Here is a 25,388-nt window from a genome sequence, read left to right as displayed (position 1 = left end):
GTGATTACATCAAGCGTTGATAAAGCTCGCGGTAGGACGTCGCCGCGACTTGCCAGCTAAAATCCATGCTCATCGCCTGGCGCTGAACGTAGCGCCAGAGCGAGGGGCGAGACCACAACACGAAAGCACGCCGGATAGCTCTCAGCAGCGACCAGGCATTACTGTCTTCAAACACAAAACCGCTGGCGACGCCGTCAGCCAGGTTTTCCAGCGAGCTATCGGAAACGGTGTCCGCCAGCCCCCCGGTGCGGCGCACCAGCGGCAGCGTGCCATATTTCAGGCCATACAGCTGCGTTAAGCCGCACGGCTCAAAGCGCGATGGCACCAGAATCACATCCGCGCCGCCCATGATGCGGTGCGAGAAGGCTTCGTGATAGCCAATCTGCACCCCAACCTGCCCGGGATGCTCGGCTGCGGCGGCAAGGAATCCTTCCTGCAACACCGGATCGCCCGCCCCCAGCAGGGCCAGCTGACCGCCCTGTTCGAGCAGCCCCGGCAGCGCCTCAAGCACCAAATCCAGGCCCTTCTGATGGGTCAGTCGACTCACCACCGCAAACAGCGGCACTTTGTCATTGACCTTCAGCCCCATCGCAATCTGCAGCTGGCGCTTGTTCTCCGCCTTCTCTTCCAGCTTCTCGCGGTCATAGCGCGTCGCCAGCAGCAGGTCGTTTTCCGGGCTCCAGATCTGCGCATCCACGCCGTTCAGAATGCCGGAGAGTCGTCCTTCCTGATGGCGCTGGCGCAGTAAGCCCTCCATGCCATAGGCGAACTGTGGCTCGGTGATTTCACGAGCGTAGGTCGGGCTTACCGCCGTAATGTGATCGGCGTAATAGAGTCCGGCCTTCAGGAACGAAATCTGCCCGTTAAACTCAAGCCCGTGCATGTTGTAGAACGACCATGGCAGGTCAATCTCATTCATGTGGTGGGCGTAAAACAAGCCCTGATAGGCCAGGTTATGTACCGTAAAGACCGACTTTGCCGGGTGTCCACGCGCCGCAAGATACGCGGGGGCAAGCCCCGCGTGCCAGTCGTGGGCATGCACAATTTCCGGGCGCCAGAAGGGATCCAGCCCAACGGCCATTTCCGCGCCCACCCAGCCAAGCAGCGCAAAGCGCTTGACGTTGTCGGTGTAGGCGAACTGGTTCGTGTCGTGATACGGGCTCCCTGGGCGGTCATAAAGGTGGGGGGCATCAATCAGATAGATGCCCACCCCGTTGTAGCGACCGAACAGCAGCGTAATGGGGCCGGCGAAGGTGTCACGACGGGTCACGACCTGCGCATCCGTCACTCCGCGGCGAAGATCCGGAAACGCGGGCAGCAAGACGCGCGTATCCACCCCATCGGCAATTTGCGCCGCCGGTAACGCACCAATCACATCTGCCAGACCGCCGGTTTTCAACAGCGGGAACATCTCTGAACATACATGTAAGACCTGCATTATCGCTCCTGTCAGCCCTGCAGTTTGCGCAGCATTTCACGCGTGACCAGCACAATACCTTCCTCAGAACGGTAGAAACGACGCGCGTCCTCTTCCGCATTCTCCCCAATGACCATGCCTTCCGGAATCACGCAGGCACGGTCGATAACGCAGCGACGCAGGCGACACGAACGTCCAACCCAGACGTCCGGCAATAACACTGCCGAATCAATGTTACAGAACGAGTTAATCCGCACGCGCGGGAAAAGCACCGACTGCACCACCACGGAGCCGGAGATGATGCATCCGCCGGAGACCAGCGAGTTCAGGGTCATCCCGTGACTGCCCGAACGATCCTGCACAAACTTCGCGGGCGGCAGCGATTCCATATGGGTGCGAATCGGCCAGTTCTGGTCATACATGTCCAGCTCAGGCGTAACGGAGGCCAGATCAAGATTCGCCTTCCAGTACGCTTCCAGCGTCCCCACGTCGCGCCAGTAAGGTTCGGCCTCAGGATCGGACTGAACGCAGGACAACGGGAACGGATGTGCATAGGCCATGCCAGCTTTCACGATTTTCGGGATGATATCCTTGCTGAAGTCGTGGCTGGAGTTCGCCTCGGCGTCATCTTCCGCCAGCAGCTCATAAAGGTAATCCGCATCAAAGATATAGATGCCCATGCTGGCGAGGGATTTGCTGTCATCGCCCGGCATGGTCGGCGGCTTCGCCGGTTTTTCGACGAAATCGATAATCTTTTCTTCATTATCCACTGCCATCACGCCAAACGCCTTTGCCTCCTCAACGGGCACCGGCATGCAGGCCACGGTGCAACGTGCGCCTTTTTCGACGTGATCGATAAGCATGCGCGAGTAGTCCTGCTTGTAGATATGATCACCGGCGAGGATCACGATATATTCGGCCTTGTAGCGGCGAATAACGTCGAGGTTTTGCGTAACCGCATCGGCGGTGCCGCGATACCAGTTTTCGCCGCTGACGCGCTGCTGCGCGGGCAGCAGGTCGACGAACTCGTTCATCTCTTCGCTGAAGAACGACCAGCCGCGCTGAATATGCTGCACCAGCGTATGAGACTGATACTGCGTGATGACGCCGATACGGCGGATGCCTGAGTTAATGCAGTTAGAAAGGGCGAAATCGATAATGCGGAATTTGCCACCAAAGTGCACCGCCGGTTTTGCGCGAGTGGTGGTCAGGTCTTTCAGTCGGGTTCCGCGCCCACCGGCGAGGATCAGCGCCACCGATTTAATCGGTAACTGGCGCGCTAACATCAGAGGATCGTTCTTTTCAAGTCTAACCATGATTAACTCCTTTTCTCGCTCGTTACACGTCCGAGCGGACCTTTTCGAAAACGCACACTCCGTGCGCGGGCCCATGCCAGACAGCCAGGATGACCGGATTATCCTCTCCGGCGAATGGAGGAATGGCGCGCCACTCCCCTTCAGGTAATGCCATATCTGCGACGTCCTGCGAGCCGTTTAAGGTGATAAGCCAGGTGCCTGAAAGCAGAATTTGCATTCGGGGACTGCCCTGCTGCCACGCTTCAAAGCTCAGAGGCTGCGCGTTCTCGTTCAGCCAGCAAACGCGACCGTCACCCTCCTGCCACCAGCAGTCTTCGGTCAAAGCCGGGATCTGCTGGCGCAGGCGAATAAGTGCTGCGGTAAATGCCGTCAGGCCAGCATTGGCCTTTTCCCAGTCGAGCCAGGTGAGGGCGTTGTCCTGACAATAAGCATTGTTGTTACCATGCTGGCTATGACCGTGTTCATCCCCGGCCAGCAACATCGGCGTCCCCTGCGACAAAAGCAGCGTGGTCAGCAGGGCATGGACGCTGGCGCGTCGCCGCTCAATCACATCGAGACTGCCGTCTAACCCTTCTATACCATGGTTGAAACTGTGGTTATTGTTAGTGCCGTCGCGGTTTTCTTCACCGTTGGCCTCATTGTGTTTCTGATTGAAACTGACGCAGTCCTGCAGGGTAAAACCATCGTGCGCCGTCACCAGATTTACCGACGCCGACGGCAGGCGTCCGTTGTAGTGGTACACGTCGCTGGAGCCCGCAAAACGACGGGCAAATTCACCAAGCGACAGGCTTTGCTGGAGCCAGAAGCGGCGCGTGGCATCGCGAAAGTGATCGTTCCATTCGGCAAACAGCGGCGGGAAGTTGCCGACCTGGTAGCCACCGTCACCAATATCCCAGGGTTCCGCAATCAGCTTTACCGCGCTGAGGTGAGGATCGTTTTTAATTGCCTCAAACAGCGGCGCGTCCTGACGAAACTCCGGCGTGCGCCCCATTACCGAGGCCAAATCAAAGCGGAAACCGTCCACGTGGCACTCATCAACCCAGAAACGCAGGCACTGACGGGCGTATTCCACCGAACCTGGCGTGCTGAGATTCAGAGTGTTACCGCAGCCGGTCCAGTTGTGGTAATCGCCGTCGTCCCTTATCCAATAATAGCTACGGTTGTCGATTCCGCGCAGGGAGAAGGTCGGGCCGTCGAGGTCAATTTCCGCGCTGTGGTTCAGCACGATGTCGAGAATCACCTCAATGCCCGCCGCATGCAGCGCCTTCACCGCATCACGAAACTCCTTGAGCGCCGTTTTCGGCGACGTGGCATAACGCGGCTCGACGGCAAACATTGCCAGCGGGTTGTAGCCCCAGTAGTTCGTAAGCCCCAGCCTTTGCAGGCGCGGCTCGCTGGCAAACTGCGCAACGGGCAGCAGCTCCAGCGCCGTAATACCCAGCTTTTGGAAGTAAGAGATCATCAACGGATGCGCCAGGGCTCCGTAGGTTCCAACCAGGTCTTTCGGAATACCGGGGTGCAGATACGTCAGCCCCTTGACGTGCGCTTCGTAGATGATCGTCTTGCTCCACGGCGTGCGCGGCGGCTCGTCGTCTTCCCAGTCATAGTGCAGATCCACCACCACCGAGCGCGGTGCAACGGCGGCGCTGTCGCGATCGTCGGGGCTGTCGTGGCCGCTGTGCAGAATGGGATCGTCAACTTCCTCGCCATCAACGCGGTGAGCGCAGGGATCGAGCAGCAGCTTCGCCGGGTTGTAGCGATGCCCCTGATACGGATCCCACGGCCCGTGCACGCGATAACCATAGCGCAGTCCCGGACGTGCTTCTGGCAGATAGCCGTGCCACACGTCACCGGTACGTGCTGGCAAATCTGTACGGCGCTCGTTGCCCTGCTTGTCAAACACACAGAGTTCAACCCGCTCCGCATGGGCGGAGAAAAGGGTGAAGTTCACGCCTTTACCGTCATAGCTTGCGCCGAGCGGCGCGGGTTTCCCTGCCGTGAGTTTACTCATTCCCCCTCCCGAACCAGCCAGATGGTCGACAGCGGCGGCAGCGTGATGGAGAGCGAATTCGGACGTCCGTGGCTCTCGATGGCATCGCTATGAACCGCCCCACCGTTCCCGGCATTGCTGCCGTGATAGTGCATGGAGTCGGTATTGAGGATTTCGCGCCAGCGGCCCGCCTGATTGATGCCAAAGCGATAATGCTCACGCGGCACCGGCGTGAAGTTGCTGGCGACGATGATTTCGTTGCCCTGGCGATCGCGGCGCACAAAGATAAACACCGAGCGCTCGCGATCGTCGACCACCAGCCATTCGAAGCCGTAGGGATCGTAATCCAGCTCATGCATCGCTTTGTGATGGCGATAGGTCAGGTTGAGATCGCGCACCAGGCGCTGCACGCCGTGGTGCCAGTTATCGCCGCCGCTCAGCAGGTGCCAGTCGAGGCTGGTGTCGTGGTTCCACTCACGGCCCTGGGCAAATTCGTTGCCCATAAACAGCAGCTTTTTGCCAGGGAAGGCGTACAGCCAGCCGTAGTAGGCGCGCAGGTTGGCAAACTTCTGCCAGGCGTCGCCGGGCATCCTGTCGAGGAGGGATTTTTTGCCGTGCACCACTTCGTCGTGCGACAACGGCAGCACGAAGTTTTCGGTGCCGTTGTAAAGCATGCCGAAGGTCAGCTTGTCATGATGGTACTGGCGATAAACCGGATCGAGCTTGAAATAGTCGAGGGTGTCGTGCATCCAGCCCAGATTCCACTTGTACCAGAACCCGAGCCCCCCCATCTCCGGCGGCCTTGAAACGCCGGGGAAATCAGTCGACTCTTCCGCCATGCTGACCGCGCCCGGCACCTGCTCGCCGAGAATGCGGTTGGTGCTGCGCAGGAACTCTATCGCTTCCAGGTTTTCGCGCCCGCCGTGCTCGTTCGGCACCCACTCACCCGCTTTGCGGCTGTAGTCGCGGTAGATCATCGATGCCACCGCATCCACGCGCAGGGCGTCAATGCCGAAGCGCTCAATCCAGTACAGCGCGTTGCCGACCAGATAGTTCTGTACTTCACGGCGACCATAGTTGTAAATCAGGGTATTCCAGTCCTGATGGTAGCCTTCACGCGGATCGCTGTGCTCGTAGAGCTCCGTGCCGTCAAACTTCGCCAAAGCAAAGTCATCTGACGGGAAGTGGCCCGGCACCCAGTCGAGGATGACGTTCAGCCCGGCGTTGTGCACAGCATTAATGAAATAGCGGAAATCTTCGCGGGTGCCGAAGCGGCGCGTCGGCGCGTAAAGCCCCGTCGGCTGATAGCCCCAGCTGCCGTCGAACGGATGCTCATTAATGGGCAGCAGCTCAAGGTGGGTGAAGCCCATCCATTTGGCGTACGGCACCAGCTGGTCTGCCAGCTCGCGATAGCTCAGCCAGAAGTTGTTGTCGGTGTGGCGGCGCCAGGAGCCAAGATGCACTTCGTAAATCGCAATGGGCGCATCGAAATTATTCGCCTGCTTACGCGACTCCGGCTGCTCGATTTTTTCCGGCAGTCCGCAAATCAGCGACGCCGTATCAGGGCGCATCTGCGCTTCAAAGGCGTACGGGTCTGCCTTGATCCGCAGCTTGCCGTGGGCATCGATCATTTCGAATTTATAGAGCTGACCGTTGTGCGCACCGGGAACAAAAAGCTCCCAGATGCCCGATTCCGCCCGCAGGCGCATCGGATGGCGGCGGCCGTCCCAGTAGTTGAACTGCCCGACCACCGACACGCGGCGGGCGTTTGGTGCCCAGACGGAAAAGCGCGTTCCCGTTACGCCATCCATCGTATCGGCGTGTGCTCCCAGCGTTTCATAGGGGCGCAGGTGCGTACCTTCCGACAGCAGCCAGGCGTCCATCTCCTGCAGCAGCGGGCCAAAACGGTAAGGATCGTCAATCAGATTTTGCTGCCCATGCCAGAGTACGGCCAGCTGGTAGCGGAAAGGATTTTTACGCCGCGGCATGACGCCGCAAAAGAAACCGCGCGAGTCGAGGCAGTCGAGCTGGCCGACTTTACGCCCGGTTTTCGGTTCAATGACCCACACTTCGGTCGCGTCAGGTAACAGTGCGCGGACTTCCAGCCCCGCCTCGGTGCAGTGCATGCCAAGCACGGAAAAGGGATCCGCAAAATGGCCGGCAATCAGAGCATTAACCACGTCTCTGTCGATACGTTCGGACATGCTATTCATCCTGTTATAAGTGTCGCTGTTTTGTTTCTCTGTAGCGACTTTTTTGACCTGAACGGCGCGGTAAAAACCCGCTTCCTTTTCGCGCCATCCCACCTTCGGGGCAAACCTCTCCCTTAAAGCATAGCCAAGGCTTTATCTGACTCCTGGTAAAAATTGATCCATACGCAATGACTCCTTGTTCTACGTATAAAGTGACAGGCGTAAAAAAGGGGTGACTCAGCACCCCTTCTTTCATTTTGTTACGCTAATTGTCGCAGCATGCGACGTAGCGGCTCGGCGGCGCCCCAGAGGAGCTGATCGCCGACGGTGAAGGCCGAGAGGTACTCCGGCCCCATATTCAGCTTACGCAAACGCCCGACCGGCGTGGTCAACGTGCCGGTGACCGCCGCAGGCGTCAGCTCGCGCATGGTGATTTCGCGATCGTTTGGCACCACCTTGGCCCACGGGTTGTGCGCGGCCAGCATCTCTTCGATGGTCTGGACCGACACGTCCTTTTTCAGCTTCAGGGTGAACGCCTGGCTGTGGCAGCGCAGCGCGCCGATGCGCACGCACAGACCGTCAACCGGGATGACGTCATGAGTTGCGAGAATTTTGTTGGTTTCCGCCTGGCCCTTCCACTCTTCGCGGCTCTGGCCGTTGTCGAGCTGTTTGTCGATCCACGGAATCAGGCTACCGGCCAGCGGTACGCCAAAGTTATCGACCGGCAGATCGCCGCTGCGGGTCAGTTGGGTGACCTTGCGTTCGATGTCGAGAATGGCCGAAGCCGGGTTCGCCAGCTCGTCCGCAACGTAGTTATACAGGCCGCCCATCTGGCTCAGCAGTTCACGCATATGGCGTGCGCCGCCGCCGGAGGCCGCCTGATAGGTTGCCACAGACGCCCACTCAACCAGATCGTTAGCGAACAGGCCGCCCAGCGACATCAGCATCAGGCTGACGGTGCAGTTGCCGCCGACGAAGGTTTTGACGCCTTTGTTGAGACCGTCGGTAATGACAGCCTGGTTCACCGGATCCAGAATGATGATGGCGTCATCTTTCATGCGCAGCGACGAGGCCGCATCAATCCAGTAACCCTGCCAGCCGCTTTCACGCAGCTTTGGATAGATTTCGTTGGTATAATCGCCGCCCTGGCAGGTGACAATAATGTCGAGTGCCTTTAACGCCTCCAGATCGAAGGCGTCCTGCAATGTGCCACCGCTATGGGTGCCAAACGCGGGCGCAGCCTGACCAAGCTGGGAGGTGGAGAAGAAGACCGGGCGGATAGCGTCGAAATCGCGCTCTTCTACCATGCGTTGCATGAGTACAGAGCCGACCATTCCGCGCCAGCCGATAAAACCAACATTTTTCATAACGTGTTTTCCTGCAGAGGTGTGTGCTGTTGTGCTGACCCCGTTTTCCGTCACTGGACGCAGGGGCCTCACCACATTACAAAATGCAGCCAAAGTCGCAAGTGAAAAAATTCAATGATTCGTCATCATTAAGTAAAGCAGCTTATTTGACACGCTCATTATTCGGAGCGTGAAAAGTCATTATCAGGGAACAATGTCATGAGTGAAATTCTTTCTGCCGCGGTTTTATTGATCCTGATTATGGATCCGCTGGGAAATTTGCCGATTTTTATGTCGGTGCTGAAACACACGGAACCCAGGCGCCGCAGGGCGATCATGATACGTGAGCTGTTGATCGCACTGGTGATAATGCTCATTTTCCTCTTCGCCGGAGAGAAAATCCTCGCCTTCCTGAATCTGAGCGCGGAGACCGTTTCTATCTCCGGAGGCATTATTCTGTTCCTGATTGCCATAAAGATGATTTTTCCCGGCAACGAGGGCGGCAGCAATGGGTTACCGGCCGGTGAAGAACCCTTTATCGTACCGCTGGCCATTCCACTGGTGGCCGGGCCATCATTGCTGGCAACGTTAATGCTGCTGTCGCACCAGTATCCGAACCAGATGGGGCATTTGATTATCGCGCTGATGCTCGCCTGGGGCGGCACGTTTGTGATACTGCTGCAGTCGGGGCTGTTTTTGCGCCTGCTCGGCGAGAAAGGCGTGAACGCGCTGGAGCGCCTGATGGGGCTGATCCTGGTCATGCTCGCCACGCAGATGTTCCTCGATGGCATTCGGGTGTGGATGAAGGGTTAAGTAAAAGCAAAACGGCAACCTTCTGGTTGCCGCTTTTGTGTCAGACCTCGCTTCCTTTTGGAAGACGCTTGTCGATCTCACCCTACCCGCTCAATCACCGCTGTACTCACCGTAAACGACGTTGGCGTGCATACCGCCAGGCTTAAGCCTTGATGCTGCAAATCGCTGAGGTGCTGGTTCAGCGGCGCGGTGCTGTCATAGCTGACAATCTGCCAGGCGCTGCCGCCGCGCTGCTTGACCATCGCTTCTTTGCGCGTCCAGATGCGCCAGAACGCCGTCAGGCGCTGCTCTTCAGATTCACGCTCAATCTCAATATGCTCGTTGCCGGTAAACGTCGCGTTGGATAACTGCTGCCACTGCAGGCGTGGACGAAGCGTTTCGATATCGCAGCCTACTTCGCCCTCATCGCTGAGCAACAAGGCAATGTCGTCGCCGCTGTGGCTCAGGTTAAACCACAGCGTATGGCGTTCATCGAACCCCGGCTTGCCCTGTTCACCGAAGTGAATTTCCGGCAGCGGTGACACCGCATGACACAGCAGCGCACGTCCGGCAAGCCAGGCGCTGCGACGCTTTCCTTCCGGCGCCTGTTCAGCAAGCACCTGCGGCAGCGTCGTCAGACTGAGGGTCGAAATTTTCCCGAGGAACAGCCGATACATCGTTACTCCCAGCGTTTAATGACAATCGAAGTGTTGATCCCGCCGAAGGCGAAGTTGTTGCTCTGCAAAAACTCACAGTCGATAGCCCGTGACTCTCCCATAATGTAGTCCAGATCGCCACATTGTTCGTCCGGCTGCTGCAGGTTAAGCGTGGGCGCAAACCAGCCTTCACGCAGCATTTGCAGGCTCATCCAGGCTTCTAACGCGCCGCAGGCCCCGAGCGTATGCCCGAAGTAACTTTTCAGCGATGAGATTGGCGTACGGTTACCAAACACCGCAGCCGTGGCCTGACTTTCCGCGATATCACCGCGGTCAGTAGCCGTGCCGTGCGCGGAAATATAACCGATGTCCGACGGCGCAAGTCCCGCCTGGCCCAGCGACTGCTCCATGCAAACCTGCATCGTTTCCTTCTGCGGCTGGGTGATATGCGCCGCGTCGCAGTTGGTCGCAAAACCGATGATTTCGCCATAGATGGTCGCTCCGCGCGCTTTCGCATGCTCCAGTTCTTCCAGCACCAGCGTGCCTGCGCCTTCGCCAATCACCAGCCCGTCACGGTTAACGTCAAACGGAGAGGGCGTGGTAGCGGGCGCATCGTTGCGCTGGCTGGTGGCGAACAGCGTGTCGAACACCGCCGCTTCAGAGGGGCAAAGCTCCTCTGCCCCGCCCGCGACCATCACGGTCTGGTAGCCGTGACGAATGGCTTCGTACGCATAGCCAATCGCCTGACTGCCGGAGGTGCAGGCGCTGGAGGTCGGGATCACGCGCCCGCGCAGGCCGAAGAACAGCCCGGTGTTGACGGCGGTGGTGTGCGGCATCATCTGCACGTAGGTGGTGCCGGTAATGTTGTTGGTGTGCTTTTCGGTCAGCATCGTGGCGAACTCGCTCACCGGCCCGGTGCTGCCGGTTGACGAACCATAGGCAATACCGGTTTCACCGTTGGTCAGTACCGGGTTGTCGATAAGCCCTGCCTGCTCCAGCGCCAGTTCGCTTGCGCGGGTGGACATCAGCGACACGCGACCCATCGCGCGGATACGCTTGCGGGTATAGTGCGCAGGCAGCGTGAAATCATCAATTGGCGCGCCGAGCAGCGTATGCAGCCCGTCGTAAACCTGCCACTCCGGCATTTTGCGTACCGCATTCTGATAGCTGCGCAGACGCGCGGACACCGCATCCCAGCTTTCGCCAAAGGCGGTCACGCCGCCCATGCCGGTAATGACGACGCGACGGGTCATAACATGCCTCCGTTAATGGAAATCACCTGACGGGTGACGTAGCCCGCAATGTCGGACATTAAATAGCTCGCAAGACCTGCGACTTCATCAGCCTGGCCCATACGTTTCATCGGAATAATATTCATCGCTTCTTTCAGCGCGGCCTCTTCCATCTCGATCATTCCGGTGTCAATAAGCCCCGGCGCGATGCAATTGACGGTAATTTTGCGCTTCGCAAGCTCAATGGCCAGCGCTTTGGTCGCACCAATAATCCCCGCTTTCGCCGCGCTGTAGTTTACCTGGCCGCGGTTGCCCATCACGCCGGACACCGAGGAGAGCGTAATGATGCGCCCGCCTTTGCGGGTCGAAATCATCGGCATAATGCACGGATGAATCACGTTGTAGAAGCTGTCGAGGTTGGTGTGGATCACGCGGTCCCAGTCATCCTCGCTCAGCGCCGGGAACGCGCCGTCGCGGGTGATACCCGCGTTGCTGACCACGCCATACCACGCGCCGTGCTGTTCGATATCGGCTTCCAGCACTTCGCGGCACTGCTCGCGATTGCCCACGTCGAACTGTAACAGGCGGCCTGTCCCCCCCGCGCGCTCAATGGCGTCGAGGGTATCCTGCGCGCCCTGCCGATCGCTGTGGTAATGCACGCCAACGGTAAAACCATCGGCGGCAAGCTTCAGCGCGATCGCGCGGCCAATGCCTTTACTGGCCCCGGTGACCAGAACTGAACGACTCATGATGACGCTCCCTGTTGAAACAACGTGGTTAATTCTTCCTGTGAGGGCTGGAAGGTATTGACGCGTCCGCTGGCAAGCGTTTCGCCGCCTGCGGTAATGGCACACTCAAAGCTGCCGAAACGCTCGTCCTGCATCAGCAGAGTAACGGTGATATCGAGCTGGCTTTCGGCAGCCAGTTCGCCGTTAGCGCACTTCAGCTCGCGCGCGCCCAGCACCATGCCGAGGCTAATTTGCGCCTCACCGCGCTGCTGGCGATGCCAGCCGGACCAGACGCCGACGGTCTGCGCCATTAACTCCATCGCGTACCAGCCCGGCAGGTTGCCGTTGGCGTCGAGGAACGGCGCAAGCACGCCGCGGCGGTTCACCACAACCTGGCAGACGGCCTGCTCTTCGGTAACGCTCAGCACGGTTTCGAGCAGCAGCATCGGCGCGTCGTGGGGCAGATAAGCGCCCGGTGAGAAATAGTGGCTCATGCCCTTCTCCCCAGCAGGATGCTGGCGTTGTTGCCGCCAAAGGCGAATGAATTCGACAGAATAACCGGCCGCACCAGCGGCTGCGGCGCACTAAGAATGCCGCAGGGCGGAAGCTGAGGGTCGGCGGGTGCCTGACTGAAGTCCTGCGCCGGAAGCGGCAGGTCACGCGTTAAGATCAGCCAGCTCAGCGCCGCTTCGGTAATGCCCGCCGCGCCCAGCGTGTGCCCGGTCAGATGTTTCGTAGAGCTGCACGGCACGCTTTCGCCAAACAGCGCGTGAACGACGGCAGATTCCACCTGGTCATTCAGCGGCGTTGCGGTGCCATGCAGATTGATATACCCCACATCCTGCGGTTGCAGGTTCGCATCGGCCAGCGCCTGCTGAATGGCGCGAATGGCGCCTGAGCCCTCAGGATGCGGCGCAGAAATATGGTGTGCATCGCTGGATTCGCCCACGCCCAGCAGCGCCACGGGCTGAGGTTCGCGGGTCAGCAGCATCAGCGCAGCGCCTTCGCCAATGGTGATGCCACAGCGGTCGCGGCCAAACGGCTGGCACAGCGTGGTCGAGAGCGACTCTAAACTATTGAAACCGTTAACCGGCATGCGGCTGAGCGTGTCGGCACCGCCGACAAGCGCCACATCGACCAGGCCCGCGTCAATCAGCCGACGACCGCTGATCATTGCGCGCGCACTGGATGAACAGGCAGTGGAAAGCGTATAGGCCGGGCCTTCCAGCTTCAGCCAGTTGCGCAGGAAACGCGACGGGTCGCCAAGCTCCTGCTGTGCGTAGCGCCAGTCAGGGCTCTCTTTGCCGTTCAGCGTCATGTCCGCATGGATGTCGCCTTCATCCAGCCCGGAGGTGCTGGTGCCCATGATCACCGCCACGCGGTCGCGGCCAAAGCGGGCGATGGCGTCGTCCACCTGCGGCTGAATTTGCGCCAGCGCCGCCAGCAGCAGCTGGTTATTGCGGGAGCGGTGCGCGGCAAAGGCATCGGGAATCACAGGCAGCTCGCCATCGACGCCGCCAAGTACGGCGGCCACGTCGCCCTGCAACCAGCCCTCACGCTCGCGCATCCCCGGTGCAGTGCCTGCACAGAGGTTAGCGGCAATCTCGTCCGGCGTGTTGCCCAGCGCGTTAATCATGCCTGCGGCAGCTATGTAGATCATCTCAGTCACCCAGGTATTGAATGGTGATGTGGTAGTTAAAGACGAGCTGTTCGATGCTGATCGGCTCACGCTTGCCCTTACGCTGCAGGTAAGTGATTTCGGTCACCAGCTTGCCGCCCGCGTTGCGAAGCTCACGTTTATCCCCACGATCCGTCAGCGTCCAGCCCTTCGGCAACTGCGGCGTCCAGGCGCTCAGCGGCCAGTGACTCAGCATCACGTCGGCCAGCACCTGGCTTGCGGGTGGCAGCTGTGGCACTACGATGGACTGCTCGGTGTGAATCCCCTGTTCATCATAGGTGACGAGGAAGAGACGAATGCCGACGGACGACAGCCCTGCCAGCGTCAGCTTTTTATCATCAGCGTTCAGCATCACCAGCAGCGACTGAGTTTTGCCGTTGAACGTGCCGGTCAGCAGCTGCTGTGAACTGACCGCTGGCGTAATACCGGGCGCCGGCAGCGTGACCTGCGTGCCAGGCTGAAGCCACGCCTGGGGGCGACCATTTTCATTCCGGGATGAATGGCTACAGCCGGTCAGTATCAACACAGCAGCGAGCCAGAATATACGCATCATCATTAATACCTCAAAATCTACCGGGTGGTGCGATTGCCGGGTGGCGCTAACGCTTACCCGGCCTACAAGCCCGGTTGACATATGTGTTTGTAGGCCCGTGCAAGCGCAGCGCCGCCGGGCGAGTTTCATGACCTTTTTCTTTTTTTGCCCGACATCGCCAGCGGCGACAGCAGAAACGCGGTGAAAATCCCGCTCACCAGCACGATGCCGAAGCTGCTTATGGCCTGGGTGGCGCTGAACACCAGCATGCCGAGCGTCAGGAGCGTGGTGATCATGGCCAAAGTAATCGCCAATAGCGACGTCAGCGGCGTACCGCGCGGGTTGCTGAAAAACAGGGTGTAGTTGATGCCAATGCCGAGCACCAGAACCAGCGCCAGCAGGGAGAACAGGTTCACCGTGTGGCCGCTAAACGCCAGCACCGCCAGCCCGCAGCCAAGCGACAGCACCGACGGCACCAGGCTTATCAACCCTTTACGCCAGCCCAGGCGCAGCATTGCGCCAACAGCGATCACCACCAGCGCCACGCCGAGCAGCGCCGTTAAAATGGTGCGATACAGCATAAACAGAGCGTCGAATGAGGCTTTACGGTCGTTCCACGCCACGCCTTCAGTGTTATCGGCCAGACGTTGCAGCGCAGCGCTGTCCTTCACGCCGTCTACCGGCACCAGCACGCCACTTTTAGCGTCAGCCAAGGTCAGCCAGAGCAGACGCCAGCCTTCGCTGGCCGGGCTCTTCAGCCACGCCTCAACGCTCACCGGCATCGATGATAAATCAGGGGTCACGGTCTGCAATCCGGCGGTGTTCAGCGCTTTTACCACCGCTGGTGCAGCCTGCTTCAGCAGAGCTAAATCCTGCTGCTGGCGCGCGACGGAATTGAGCGGCAGCGTACGGAACTGAGCAAAATCACCGGCGACACGCGCTTTTTCAAGCTGCGGCGTGAAGGCCTCCAGCCGCTCCAGCGTCTGCTGAGCCGTATCGCCGTACACCACGAACCATTTCTGATCGACGCTTTGTCCGGTGAGCGCAGTAATCTTTTTCTCCTGCATCAACAGGTGCTGCGGCAGCGCCTGAAGCTGCGAAATATCGTCATTCACGCGCAGCTGTGAAAGCCCCGCCAGCGCAAACAGCGCCAGCACGAGCGGCAGGCCAACGGAGAGCTTTTTATTGCGCCGCCACGCCGCCAGCCAGCGCAGCATCAGTGCCATCATCGGCACCGGTCGTACCGGCAGGCCGCGGCACAGCCACGGATGCCAGAAAATCACCGTCAGGCAGGAGGCGCTCAGGCCTGCTGCGGCAAATACTGCCATCTGGCGAATGCCGGGGAACGGGGCAAGCATCATGATGAGGTAGGCAGCAACCGTGGTCAGCAACGCCAGCAGCAGCGCATTGCGCACCTTGAGCAGGCTTTCCCAGGTTGAGCTTTGCTCACCGTGCACCATCCTTTCAGTCAGGTAGTAAAGCGTGTAGTCGGCGGAAATGCCGATGATGCTCATGCTCATCACCAGCGTCATCAGGTGCAGCTCGCCGAACAGCAGCAGCGTCATCACCGTACCTGCGGCGGCGCCAATGCCGATGGAAATCAGGCACAGCAGCAGCGGCCGCAGCGAGCGGAAGACCAGCACAATCAGCAGGATCACCCCCAGAATCGTCGCCACGCCCAGCGTAGAAACGTCATGCTTCGCCTGCTGGCTGGCGTAGTCGCTGTAGAACATCGTGCCGCGCGACAGCACCTTCGCCTGCGGGAACTGCGCTTTCAGCTCCGCTTCCAGCGCCGCCAGCTGCGTCACGCGCTGGTGGGTTTGCTGCATGTCGAACGACGACCCTTTCAGCTCACCGTGCAGCAGATACCAGTAATTTCCAGCTTCATCTTGCGCCACCAGCCAGCCGTCCATCAGCCGAAGCTTTTGGCCGTTCTGCGCCAGCGCCAGCTGTGAGCCACGCATCAGCATCAGCGGATCGTTATTGAGCTCTTTACCGCTGACGCCAGAAAACGCCGAGTAAAGCTGCGACAAAATCCACTGCGCCTGGGCTTCGCCGCCCTGTTGCAGGCGCGCACGCGTTGCCGGGTCGATCAGGCCGTTGCGATGCTGAAAGAAAAACGTGCCCCATGCCTGCTGGCTTTTGGCATCCATCTGGCCTTTAACTTCACTCAGCGCGCCGGAGTTTGCCAGCAGCACCTGCCAGCGTACCGCAACCGCCGGGTCGGCGGTTTTGCCGGGGCTGACCATCCACACCAGTTGGCTATCCAGGCGCTGAATAAAGCCGTCACTCAGCGCAGGCGGAATGGTGCCCAGGCTTTGTGAGGGCAGCATCGCCAGTACGCTGCTGTTCAGACGCGCACGCGGCAGCATCAGCACCAGGGCGACAAGCAGAATAAGGCACAGTACCAGCCAGCCGAAGGCGGCGCGGCGGGCGTTACTCGGCGGCAAAGCGCTTACGTTCGTCATCGGTCAAAGTCGCTGGCGTCAGGCGTTGGTGGCTTAAAGTGATGTCCGTAAGATCGCCCTGCTTATCGTTCAGTTGGATCGTTTCCAGATACGTCTTGCCGCTCAAATCGATGGAAGTAAAAATCTTATCCAGCGGCGTGACGACGGGCGTCAGCTTCAGCGTCCAGCGGTCGCTGCCCTTGTCCTGAAAATCGATGCGGAAGTTCTGCTCCAGCACTTTGCGGTCGGCCTGAAACAGCGCGCGCAGCAGGTGGTTAAACTGGAACATCTGCGGATTGTTGTCGGCGGTAATGGTCTGCGGCGGCTGGCCGTTGATGATCTGCACCATCCGCGTGTCATTGAGCATCAGGCGCATCGGGAACGGCGAGGTCTGATCCCACAGCAGCCCGGTGTCGCGGGCGATCAGCATTTCACCCTGCGAGCGCAGCGGCTGCGGCATCTCTTTGATGGTGCGCGTCTGGTCGAAATGGGCACGCACCAGCGGCTGTTCGGTAAAGCGCTGCTGGAGTTCGTCCAGCGTGACGGCATGCGTGAACGGGGACAGCGGCAGAATGACGAAAGGCCAGAGCTTCATGATGCCACTCCCATACGTTCAAACAGAACCGCCGGGCTGACGAAGCACAGCTCTTTGCTTTTCTCCTCTACCGCCACCTGAATGGTGTAGCCGGTGGTGGTGCGTTTTCCGCTGGCCGCGTCGAAGATTTCATAGCCGATGCGCAGGCGGTTTTCATACTCTTCGAGCTTCGCGCGTACGCGGATGGTTTGCTCGAAGGTCACCACGTCGCGGTACTTCACGCGCGTATCCACAACGGGCCAGACGTAGCCGGATGCTTTCATCTGGCGATAGCCATAGTCGAACTGGTTGAGCAGCGCCTCGCGGGCGATTTCGAAATAGCGGAAATAGTTGCCGTGCCACACCACGCCCATCATATCGACGTCGTGAAACGGCACGGTGATTTCAACTTCGGTGGTAAAGCGGGGATCGTTGAGCACCCGTTACTCCTTCTCGGTCGCGTCCGGCAGCTGCCAGAAATCAAAAAAGTTAAACCAGTCGAGCGGCGACGAGAGCGCGTAATGCTCCAGGCGCTGCGCGTAGCGGTCGACGGCATTCTGCAAAGCCTGCTGGCGCTCACCGCGCGGCAACACCAGCGGGTCGGCAAAAGGCTCGCAGTGAACGTGCAGTTTGCCCTGCTGCTTAAGAGCAAAAATCATCAGCACCGGGCATTTCAGCACCGAAGCCAGAATAAAGGGCCCCTGCGGGAACGGCGCGGGTTGCCCCATAAACTCGCTCCAGATAACGCGCCAGTCGCCGCCGCGCTGCGGGTTGACCGCAATTCTGTCGCCGACGATCGCCACCCATTCGCCCTGATCAAGCTTCTCTTTCAGCAGCATCGCGGTGTCCGGCCCCACGTCGGTAACGGAAATCAGGTTGATGCCCGACTGCGGGGCGTTCTCTTCCATCACCTGCTTGAAGCGCTGAGCGTTCTCATTAAACACCAGCGCGTTGATGGTACGAGTGGAGAGCGCGCGACAGGCTTCGACATCCCCGAGGTGCGAGGCTAACAGCAGCTTGCCTTGCGGCGCTGACATATCCAGCGCGGCCTGTGCTCCGGACGCAAAAACGATATCCCGCCCCGGCTTCAGTTCGCCGCGCCAGCTGGCGATTTTGTCGAGAATGGCGTGACCAAAGCGCATAAAGTGGTGAAAGCTGTTACAGCGGGCGGGCTGCGGCAGGTTACGGGCAGCCAGTTCACGTTTCGTGACGGCAATCCACTGCTGCGACGCACGGCGCGGAGCGCTTGCGGTGAGCCAGAATACGGCGATTACCGGCCACAGCAATAGAGAAAACGCACCACGACCGAAGGTTCTCCACACCCAAATCATCAGGCGCATGCCCCATAAGCCTTTCGCTTCGGGCTGCTTCGCCCAGTGCTGCGTGCGACGGCGCATAAGCAAAGAGGGAATACGCGGCAGCATGCCGAAGAACAGGCGCGTATGCATCCACGAAATGCGCAGGTTGTCCTTCAGCGCGTCGAAGTGCGACAGGCCGTCCTGCGGATAGGTCACACGGGTCGGCACAAAATAGCTGGTGTTGCCCTGCCAGTAGAGGCGCACCATCACTTCGGTATCAAAATCCATGCGATTACCGAGCGGCACGCGGCGGGCGAGCTGCAGCGTCGGTGCTACCGGGTAAACGCGAAAACCGCACATGCTGTCTTTAAGCTGGAGAGAAAGCGTCTCAATCCATACCCAGACGTGCGTGACGTAGCGCCCGTAAAGGCGCGAGCGCGGCACGGAATCATCGTAAACCGGCCGCCCGGAAATCAGCGCGTCCGGGTGTTTTTCGGCAAGCGTGAGCAGGCGAGGAATATCCTCAATGGCGTGCTGACCGTCTGCGTCGACCTGCACCGCATGGCTGAAGCCCGCACGCTGCGCCTCTTCCAGCCCTCGAATAACGGCGGCCCCTTTGCCCGCGTTTTCGGGCAGGCGCACCAGCGTAATGTGTTCATGGTCTGCCGCGAGGGCTTCAAGCATCTCGCGTGTGGCGCTCTCGCTGCCGTCATCCACGATAATGCACGGCATCTGAAACGCAGACAGCCGGGCAAGCACGCTCGCCATCATCGCACCGTGGTTATAGCAGGGGATCAGAATGCAGGGGGTAAAGGTTACCGACATAACCGGATCTTTCCGCTACTGGCGGTATACCGTGCTTCGCCGTCATGGCGCTCGTAGCTGAAGGTCAGGATCTGCTTTTCCGCCAGCCAGGTAAGCCGGAGCGTAACGGTGGTTTCCGGCAGCAGCGGCGCCTGAAACTTCACGTTCTGAATGCTGTGAAAGCGATAGTCGGGGGCCAAAAGCGTGATGGCGTAATGCATTACCCAGTCCAGTTGCGCCACACCAGGCAGCAGCGGCTGGACGTCAAAATGCCCCTGAAACCAGAACAGCTCCGGGTCCAGATGCAGCGTCAGAGATAACGACTGCGGCTGTGTCTGCTGACGTTCAATTTCGCGAGGCTTCATGAAAACAGCTCCTGCAACTGCGCGTAAACACGCTTGTTCATGCTGTTGACCGGGATGTCATCCACCACGCGCCAGTAGCGCGGCACGGCAACGGATTCCAGCCACGGCTGCAGCGCCCGACGCCAGGCCTGCTCCTGCGCTTTTCCGCCGCTGGAGTGCCACTGTTCACGTGCGCTTTCGGTGAGCACCAGCACCACGCCGATGCCCTGACGCCCTCCGCGCGAAACGGGGAGCGCGGCCGCATCAACAATCCCTTCCAGCGCCATCAGCCGTCTTTCCACTTCGCTCAGCGACACGCGCTTCTCTTCAATTTTCACCACCCGCCCACGGCGACCCGCAAGGCGAAAACCGTCGTCAACCAGCTCAATCATGTCGTCCAGCAGCAGGCCCGCTTCGTCGTGCAGCAGCGGTGAAAGCAAGCGCCACTCCTCACCTTCCGCCCGCAGCGTTATGCCCGGGAAAAGCTGCCAGGAGGTGCCGTTGTCGATGCGCTGACGCCAGGCAACAATGCCGGTTTCCGTGCTGCCGTAGATTTCATCCGGCCAGACGTTGAGCCAGCTCTGCGTCTCTTTCACCTCTTTCCATGGCAGCATGCCGCCTGCGGAAAGGATCATCCCGACCGGCGGCGGCGAAAGATTCGGGTCGAGGCGTTTAAGAAACGCCGGGCTGCTGATAAACACATAGCGATGCTCTGGCGGCAGTGCGCTCAGCTGTTCGGCGTAATAAAGCATCGACGCATGCAAAGGCAGCCCGCAGGCCATCGGTAAAAAGATGCGGAACGTCAGGCCATAGAGATGCTGGGGCACCACAGACGCCACCACCCGACAGCCTTCAAGACGCTGCTCAAATCGCGCATACAGCATGCACGCTTCGGCATCGAGCAGAGCGACGGGCTTAATGATTTTCTTCGGCAGGCCGGTTGAGCCGGACGTAAAGAGCTCCACGTAGCTGTCCGCAGGAACCGGCGGCAGCGTGATGTTGCTGTGAGAAACGTTTTCAGCGGCAGCGACCACAATCTGTGGGCTGTCGCAGGCAAGCGGATTTTCGCTGAGGATACCGTCGAACAGCTCCTGCTGTTCGCCGAGCAGCGAGGCGCGACAATGGCCTGGAATCACCGGAATTTTGCCCGCGTGCAGCGTCGCCAGCAGCGCCACGACAAACAGATAGCTGTTTTCGAAACAGAGTGCCCAGCGCTCGCCGGGCTGCTTTTCCAGCGCCTGGAACAGCGACCCGACGTCATGTCGCAGGTCGCCTAGCTGCCATTCACGTGCGCCGAGCCACGCGATACGGGTATCGTCAGGGCGTAAAGGATTGAGCCACTGCGACAGCGGAAGGGGGTGTGTCATGGTTGTACTCTTTTCATCAAACGTCGGCGAACCAGCCATTCACCAGCCATCAGGATACCCATCAGCAAATAGGCGATAACGCCATTCCACGCGGTCCACAGCCGCATATCGCCATGCAGAGCGGTGAACAGCGCTACCGAGCCGTTCACGATAAAAAACAGACACCAGATGCGGGTCACCTGTCGGGTATAGCGCACGCCTTCCGGTGGCAGATTCGGTTCACGCAGCCGGGCCAGGCGTTCTACCAGCGGCATAGCGCTCCACAGCGATCCGCCAAACACGGCCAGCATCACCAGGTTCACCACCACCGGATAGAACAGCAGCAGCTGGTGCGCTTTGAGCACGCTGCTGGCAACGCACAGCGCAATGCCTGCCAGCGCCACGCTTTGTAGCACCCGCCGCATTGGCCCGGCCTGCTTACGCACCTGGAACAAACGCAGAAGCAGCAGCACCGCCATCACCGGCAGCAGCCAGTGCAGGCCGTTATGCGCCAACCCAAACCCGACCAGCAGCGGCCAGGCCAGAACGATGGTACCTGTCGCCAGCCGCATTAACGGCAGCGAACGAAAGCCGGACACGCAGATTACTCGTCGCGCAGCAGACGGCTGACGGCATCGACCACATCCTGAACGGTGCGGACGGACTTAAACTCTTCGGGTTTAATTTTCTTACCGGTTTTTTTCTGTAGGTGGACGACCATGTCGACGGCGTCGATACTGTCCAGCTCCAGATCTTCATACAGGCGGGATTCAGGCGTGATGCCCTGAGGGTCGATTTCAAAGAGCTTGTGCAGAAGTTCGGTGACTTCCTGAAAAATGGTTTCTTGTTCAGTCATAACGGACTCGTCTTTACGCGCGTTGGGCGTGAATAAAGGACGCCAGTGTAGCGACGGAATAGAAATGCTGGCGCATCTCTTCGCTTTCGGCTGAAAGCACCACGCCGTACTGATTTTTTACCGCCAGCCCCAGCTCCAGCGCATCGATGGAATCCAGGCCTAAGCCGTCGCCAAAGAGAGGGGCATCGGTGTCGATATCATCCGCTGATAACTCGTCAAGATTCAGGGTCTGAATAATGAGGTTTTTTATTTCTGAATAAAGGGCTTGCATCATTAATTCCTGCCAAAAGAGATCTTTCCCGGTCAGGTTTCCGGGTGGGACTGCTGTAACTGCGACAAAAATAGCCGGTTGAGCTGGCGTGCGGCCAGTGCCGGTTCTTGTAAGTTTGCATCATAAAAGTCGGTGAAGGCGAGGCGCTGGCCCACATTCACATCGAATATTGGCTTCACCGGCGGCACATCATACCACTTGCTCTGTTTATCAAGCATGCGTTCGCTGCAGCGGATTGTCACAATTCGCACATCGCTTGCGCAACGCACGGCAATATTTGCGGCACCGCGCTGGAGCGTCATGGGCTCACCGTAGCGGGTGCGGGTGCCTTCCGGGAAAATCAGAAGGGTATCGCCGTTTGCCAGACGCTGCTGGCAGGCGGGCAACAGGCTTTCGGCCTGGCTGTTAATCAGATAATCCGCGCTGCGAATGACGCCGCTCATAAAAGGATTGTGCAGAAGCGACGCTTTGACCATGCAGTCAGTTTCCGGCATGACGGAGGCCAGCATCACGTAATCGAGCAACGACGGGTGGTTGGCAACCACAAGGCAGCCCTTTTCATCGCGTAAGACGGCTTCGCCGTGCACGCGGTAATCCAGCACCCCCATCACGCGGGTGACCCACAGAAAAAAGCGGAAACTTTGCGAGATGCTGCGCCGGGCGATATGACGGCGGCGCGCGGCATTGCGCACGCAAACCAACAAAATATTAAACCAGATGAGCGACAGCAGCAGGCCGCCAATGCCGAACAGCGAGAAGCAGAATCCGGTCGCGAAGATGCGCCACAGGCGGTTGAGTTGCGAACTGGCACGGCTCATTGGCGGCTCCAGCACCAGCGAGCCACTTCGCCGTCGATGGCAAATTCACGGTCGCCATTCAGGTAGTGGCGCAAAAATATCAGGCTTTGCGGCAGACTATTTTCCTCTTCGCTGCCGCCCGGCTGCGTGGTGCAACTGAACGTTGCTCCCGCTTCAAATACCATCGCACAGGCGTAGGCCCAGGCTGGCATGTCGGCGGGTACGCTGGCGTGATAAAACGCGGGTAAGGAACCGTCAAAATCGACCATCAGCACCCGCTGATAGCCCGCCTGCAGCAGGCTGGTAACTTCGCACAGCCCCTGCTGGAAGGTGTCTTTTCCGGCGGCAAGCGAGGAGGAGACAACAGGCTGCTTCGCCGCGATGGTCAGGTTGCCGACGGCGGAATTGTGCACGGAGAGGGCGAAATCGGTAGGTGAAACGGCCTGCCCGGTGGCCAGCGCTTCGAGAATACGGTAATTACGCTCCAGCTCACCGTGCCGACTGGTGTAGAGCACGGCATCAATGGCGTGTTTTTGCAGCATCGACATTCCGCATTCCACGGCAAGCCTGCTGCCGGAGCTGAGTCGACGCGCGGTCATCATCGGCAACGTCGTGAGTTTCGCCTGCGGGGCTTGCGGGTCAATGGCGCGCGCGTGGTCCGCCCAGTCGAACCACTGCGTGACGTCGCTAAGGCCAGGCGCGCGGGCCTGCCAGTCGGTAAGGTGTAATGCAAAATTCATCAGTGCAGCCTGGTCTGTCGGGACTTTTAAGACGTTATGCCATCAGTTATCGTTTTATTCACGCGGCAATCGCTGGGGCCGCTGTTTTCGCTCACATCCTACAATGTTGTCGGCAGGCTGGCGAATACCTGTAAGGCAGAGTGCTCTTAAATTGAGACTTTTCTCCCGATGGCGAAAACCGCCGCCGGGATATCAGCCCGTTTCAGGCTAATATCCCGCAACAACGATTACTGCTGGGCCGCGCTGGAAAGGCTAATCTGAATATCTTTATCCAGGTTATGCACCCAACGATTGTAGTTTTTATGAATTTTACCACCGGACGCCATCAGGTTGGTACTGCCATCATATTTGATGATGTAGCTGCTGGCGGAATACTGCACGAGAATATTGGCGATATGGTCGCGTGCCTGCTGGCGGCCTTTAATCACGCCCGGGCCAGCGTCGGTCATAATCCACTGGCGATTCAGGCCAGCTTTTAAAATAGCATTTCGCACCTGAGCTTCGGTGTGACCCGCGGCAACAGGACTCTGAACTGTTTCAATCGGTGCGGTACGGGACACGCACCCGGCCAGCACGCCCACAACGGCAGCGGCGGCAAACCATCTCACTAACTTTTTCATCAATAACTCCATTCAATACGTAAAGCAATGCGTGATTAAAACAAGCGATATTCAAACCGTATATCAACGTAAAGTGAAATTGTTATTCTGGCCACTCGGCCATTCACTTTGCGTTATTTAAACGTTAAAAGTGAACGACGAATTAAGCACAGTTGCTAATAACGACGGTTTGTAAAATGATAAAGGAGTGACGCAATGGCTGCAACTGTAAGCATTGTTAATACGCTGATAATATTTATCGCCATTAATATCGTGTGCATTTCTGAATTATTCTGGCAGAATTTTAGTTAGGCTGATAGTAATATTCTGGCGAATAAAAATAAAACTACCCAAAAGGGTAGTTTTATTCACTGGCAACGGCGCTATCCGGGAAGCCGACTTTTGGGTCGCCCTGGTCCCAGCAGGATCGCCAGCTTGCTGCCGCCTTTGGTGGTTTCCATCCAAATCTTGCAGACGCTGGTGAGCGGCACCGACAGCAGCATCCCGACCGGGCCGAGCAGCCATCCCCAAACCAGTAAAGACAAAAAGACCACCAGCGTCGACATTCCCAGACGATGGCCCATCAGGCGTGGCTCCAGAATATTGCCGAGCACCATATGCACCGCCAGGAACAGGACACCCACCAGCACACACTCGTACCAGCCATTGAACAGCAGCGCCTGAAGCATGGGCGGAATAGCAGAAATCACCGACCCGATATTGGGCACGTAGTTGAGCAGAAACGCCAGCACGCCCCACATCAGCGCAAACTGTACGCCCATCAACAGCAGACCAATCCAGACGATGATGCCGGTCAGCAGGCTGATAAATGTTTTCAGCGCCAGATAATGTGAAACGCCTTTCAGCGCGCGGTGCAGCCCGGCGATATGGATCTGCGGATTGACCAATGCGAAACGCAGTTTGTACGGTACGTGGCGCACTTCAAACAGCATAAACACCACGGTCATCACCAGTAGCACAATGCTGGCCATCGCCCCGGAAAGCCCGGTCATCATCGTGGTGGCGAAGGTCATCATCTTGTCGGAATCCACGCCTTGCAGCATGCGCTCCAGCGACATGTGCATATGTAAAAACGGCAGTGAATCCTGTAAGGCCAGCAGCTTGTGGGTCAGCTCTTTATTGTATTTCGGCAACATGGCGACGAATTCATTGCCCGAGGCTGCCAGCAGGCCAACCAGCGCAGTAAGCACACAAAGCATCACAAACACCACGATCGAGATGGCTATCGGCCGCTTTACGCCGCGGCGAATAAACCAGGTGACCAGCGGATTGAGAACAATGGCGAAAAAGAGCGCTAGCAGGAGCTGAACGATGATGTCTGCTGCGGCGTGGATCCCGGCAAGAATGATCACCAGAGACGCCAGCTTTAACAGAATGTGTAAACCCGCTTTATCCGCGGCAGGTGTGGTCAT

General features: G+C 58.8%; 25 protein-coding genes. 1 reads left to right on the top strand and 24 read right to left on the bottom strand.

Annotation, left to right across the window (positions count from 1 at the left end):
* Positions 1-4: 4 nt before the first annotated feature.
* The 5 genes from glgA to asd all read right to left on the bottom strand — a co-directional run bounded on the left by glgA (position 5) and on the right by asd (position 8,282).
* Positions 5-1,438 (bottom strand): glycogen synthase GlgA, encoded by a 1,434-nt coding sequence (gene glgA, locus AB1287_RS16135; RefSeq protein ID WP_312629615.1) that lies wholly within the window; start codon positions 1,436-1,438, stop codon positions 5-7.
* Positions 1,439-1,449: 11 nt separating this feature from the next.
* Positions 1,450-2,733 (bottom strand): glucose-1-phosphate adenylyltransferase, encoded by a 1,284-nt coding sequence (gene glgC, locus AB1287_RS16130; protein WP_435618423.1) that lies wholly within the window; start codon positions 2,731-2,733, stop codon positions 1,450-1,452.
* A 22-nt stretch (positions 2,734-2,755) separates the two neighbouring features.
* Positions 2,756-4,744: a glycogen debranching protein GlgX gene (gene glgX, locus AB1287_RS16125; RefSeq protein ID WP_435618422.1), complete on the bottom strand. Its 1,989-nt coding sequence runs from the start codon at positions 4,742-4,744 to the stop codon at positions 2,756-2,758.
* A complete protein-coding gene (gene glgB / locus AB1287_RS16120; protein WP_312629609.1) occupies positions 4,741-6,927 on the bottom strand; it encodes a 1,4-alpha-glucan branching enzyme in 2,187 nt (728 codons plus the stop codon). Before glgB ends, glgX begins: the two co-directional genes overlap by 4 nt.
* A 248-nt stretch (positions 6,928-7,175) precedes the next feature.
* Positions 7,176-8,282 (bottom strand): aspartate-semialdehyde dehydrogenase, encoded by a 1,107-nt coding sequence (asd, locus tag AB1287_RS16115; protein WP_435618421.1) that lies wholly within the window; start codon positions 8,280-8,282, stop codon positions 7,176-7,178.
* 198 nt (positions 8,283-8,480) lie between these two features.
* Here asd and AB1287_RS16110 point away from each other — a divergent pair, with 198 nt between their 5' ends.
* Positions 8,481-9,074 carry a YhgN family NAAT transporter gene (locus AB1287_RS16110; protein WP_312626949.1) on the top strand — a complete coding sequence of 198 codons (594 nt, stop codon included), beginning with the start codon at positions 8,481-8,483 and terminating at the stop codon, positions 9,072-9,074.
* Between the two features lie 77 nt (positions 9,075-9,151).
* Here the strand turns inward: AB1287_RS16110 and acpT are convergent, their stop codons facing one another.
* From acpT to AB1287_RS16015, 19 genes are all read right to left on the bottom strand, one after another.
* Positions 9,152-9,730, bottom strand: a complete 579-nt coding sequence (gene acpT, locus AB1287_RS16105; protein WP_435618420.1) for a 4'-phosphopantetheinyl transferase AcpT — start codon at positions 9,728-9,730, stop codon at positions 9,152-9,154.
* Positions 9,731-9,732: 2 nt separating this feature from the next.
* A complete protein-coding gene (locus tag AB1287_RS16100; RefSeq protein ID WP_435618419.1) occupies positions 9,733-10,962 on the bottom strand; it encodes a beta-ketoacyl-ACP synthase in 1,230 nt (409 codons plus the stop codon).
* Complete coding sequence (locus tag AB1287_RS16095; RefSeq protein WP_312626935.1) at positions 10,959-11,690, bottom strand: 3-ketoacyl-ACP reductase FabG2; 732 nt, start codon at positions 11,688-11,690, stop codon at positions 10,959-10,961. The genes AB1287_RS16100 and AB1287_RS16095 overlap by 4 nt, the downstream gene beginning before the upstream one ends.
* Positions 11,687-12,163: an ApeP family dehydratase gene (locus AB1287_RS16090; RefSeq protein ID WP_435618418.1), complete on the bottom strand. Its 477-nt coding sequence runs from the start codon at positions 12,161-12,163 to the stop codon at positions 11,687-11,689. Before AB1287_RS16090 ends, AB1287_RS16095 begins: the two co-directional genes overlap by 4 nt.
* A complete protein-coding gene (locus tag AB1287_RS16085) occupies positions 12,160-13,329 on the bottom strand; it encodes a beta-ketoacyl-[acyl-carrier-protein] synthase family protein (RefSeq protein WP_435618417.1) in 1,170 nt (389 codons plus the stop codon). Before AB1287_RS16085 ends, AB1287_RS16090 begins: the two co-directional genes overlap by 4 nt.
* 1 nt (position 13,330) lies before the next feature.
* Complete coding sequence (locus AB1287_RS16080; protein WP_435618416.1) at positions 13,331-13,903, bottom strand: DUF3261 domain-containing protein; 573 nt, start codon at positions 13,901-13,903, stop codon at positions 13,331-13,333.
* A 122-nt stretch (positions 13,904-14,025) separates the two neighbouring features.
* On the bottom strand, positions 14,026-16,347 hold the full coding sequence (locus AB1287_RS16075; RefSeq protein ID WP_435618415.1) for an MMPL family transporter: 2,322 nt from the start codon (positions 16,345-16,347) through the stop codon (positions 14,026-14,028).
* Positions 16,316-16,921 (bottom strand): outer membrane lipoprotein carrier protein LolA, encoded by a 606-nt coding sequence (locus AB1287_RS16070; RefSeq protein ID WP_435618414.1) that lies wholly within the window; start codon positions 16,919-16,921, stop codon positions 16,316-16,318. The genes AB1287_RS16075 and AB1287_RS16070 overlap by 32 nt, the downstream gene beginning before the upstream one ends.
* Entirely contained in the window at positions 16,918-17,340 is a 423-nt protein-coding gene (locus tag AB1287_RS16065) for an acyl-CoA thioesterase (RefSeq protein WP_312626923.1), read from the bottom strand. Before AB1287_RS16065 ends, AB1287_RS16070 begins: the two co-directional genes overlap by 4 nt.
* A 3-nt stretch (positions 17,341-17,343) precedes the next feature.
* On the bottom strand, positions 17,344-19,023 hold the full coding sequence (locus AB1287_RS16060) for a glycosyltransferase (protein WP_435618413.1): 1,680 nt from the start codon (positions 19,021-19,023) through the stop codon (positions 17,344-17,346).
* Complete coding sequence (locus tag AB1287_RS16055) at positions 19,014-19,367, bottom strand: ApeI family dehydratase (RefSeq protein WP_312626919.1); 354 nt, start codon at positions 19,365-19,367, stop codon at positions 19,014-19,016. Before AB1287_RS16055 ends, AB1287_RS16060 begins: the two co-directional genes overlap by 10 nt.
* Positions 19,364-20,713, bottom strand: a complete 1,350-nt coding sequence (locus tag AB1287_RS16050; protein ID WP_435618412.1) for an AMP-binding protein — start codon at positions 20,711-20,713, stop codon at positions 19,364-19,366. The genes AB1287_RS16055 and AB1287_RS16050 overlap by 4 nt, the downstream gene beginning before the upstream one ends.
* Positions 20,710-21,291 carry a hypothetical protein gene (locus tag AB1287_RS16045; protein WP_435618411.1) on the bottom strand — a complete coding sequence of 194 codons (582 nt, stop codon included), beginning with the start codon at positions 21,289-21,291 and terminating at the stop codon, positions 20,710-20,712. Before AB1287_RS16045 ends, AB1287_RS16050 begins: the two co-directional genes overlap by 4 nt.
* 5 nt (positions 21,292-21,296) lie before the next feature.
* Positions 21,297-21,548: an acyl carrier protein gene (locus AB1287_RS16040; protein WP_312626913.1), complete on the bottom strand. Its 252-nt coding sequence runs from the start codon at positions 21,546-21,548 to the stop codon at positions 21,297-21,299.
* Between the two features lie 13 nt (positions 21,549-21,561).
* Positions 21,562-21,819 carry a phosphopantetheine-binding protein gene (locus tag AB1287_RS16035; RefSeq protein WP_312626963.1) on the bottom strand — a complete coding sequence of 86 codons (258 nt, stop codon included), beginning with the start codon at positions 21,817-21,819 and terminating at the stop codon, positions 21,562-21,564.
* Positions 21,820-21,851: 32 nt separating this feature from the next.
* A complete protein-coding gene (locus AB1287_RS16030; protein ID WP_312626962.1) occupies positions 21,852-22,655 on the bottom strand; it encodes a lysophospholipid acyltransferase family protein in 804 nt (267 codons plus the stop codon).
* Positions 22,634-23,356, bottom strand: a complete 723-nt coding sequence (locus AB1287_RS16025; protein WP_435618410.1) for a beta-ketoacyl synthase chain length factor — start codon at positions 23,354-23,356, stop codon at positions 22,634-22,636. Before AB1287_RS16025 ends, AB1287_RS16030 begins: the two co-directional genes overlap by 22 nt.
* A gap of 227 nt (positions 23,357-23,583) precedes the next feature.
* On the bottom strand, positions 23,584-23,976 hold the full coding sequence (locus tag AB1287_RS16020) for a hypothetical protein (protein WP_312626911.1): 393 nt from the start codon (positions 23,974-23,976) through the stop codon (positions 23,584-23,586).
* A gap of 362 nt (positions 23,977-24,338) precedes the next feature.
* Positions 24,339-25,388 (bottom strand): AI-2E family transporter, encoded by a 1,050-nt coding sequence (locus tag AB1287_RS16015; RefSeq protein WP_312626910.1) that lies wholly within the window; start codon positions 25,386-25,388, stop codon positions 24,339-24,341.

It is taken from the genome of Scandinavium sp. UTDF21-P1B, assembly GCF_040750395.1.
Taxonomy (GTDB): domain Bacteria; phylum Pseudomonadota; class Gammaproteobacteria; order Enterobacterales; family Enterobacteriaceae; genus Scandinavium.
This window is presented reverse-complemented; position numbering and strand designations above follow the sequence as displayed.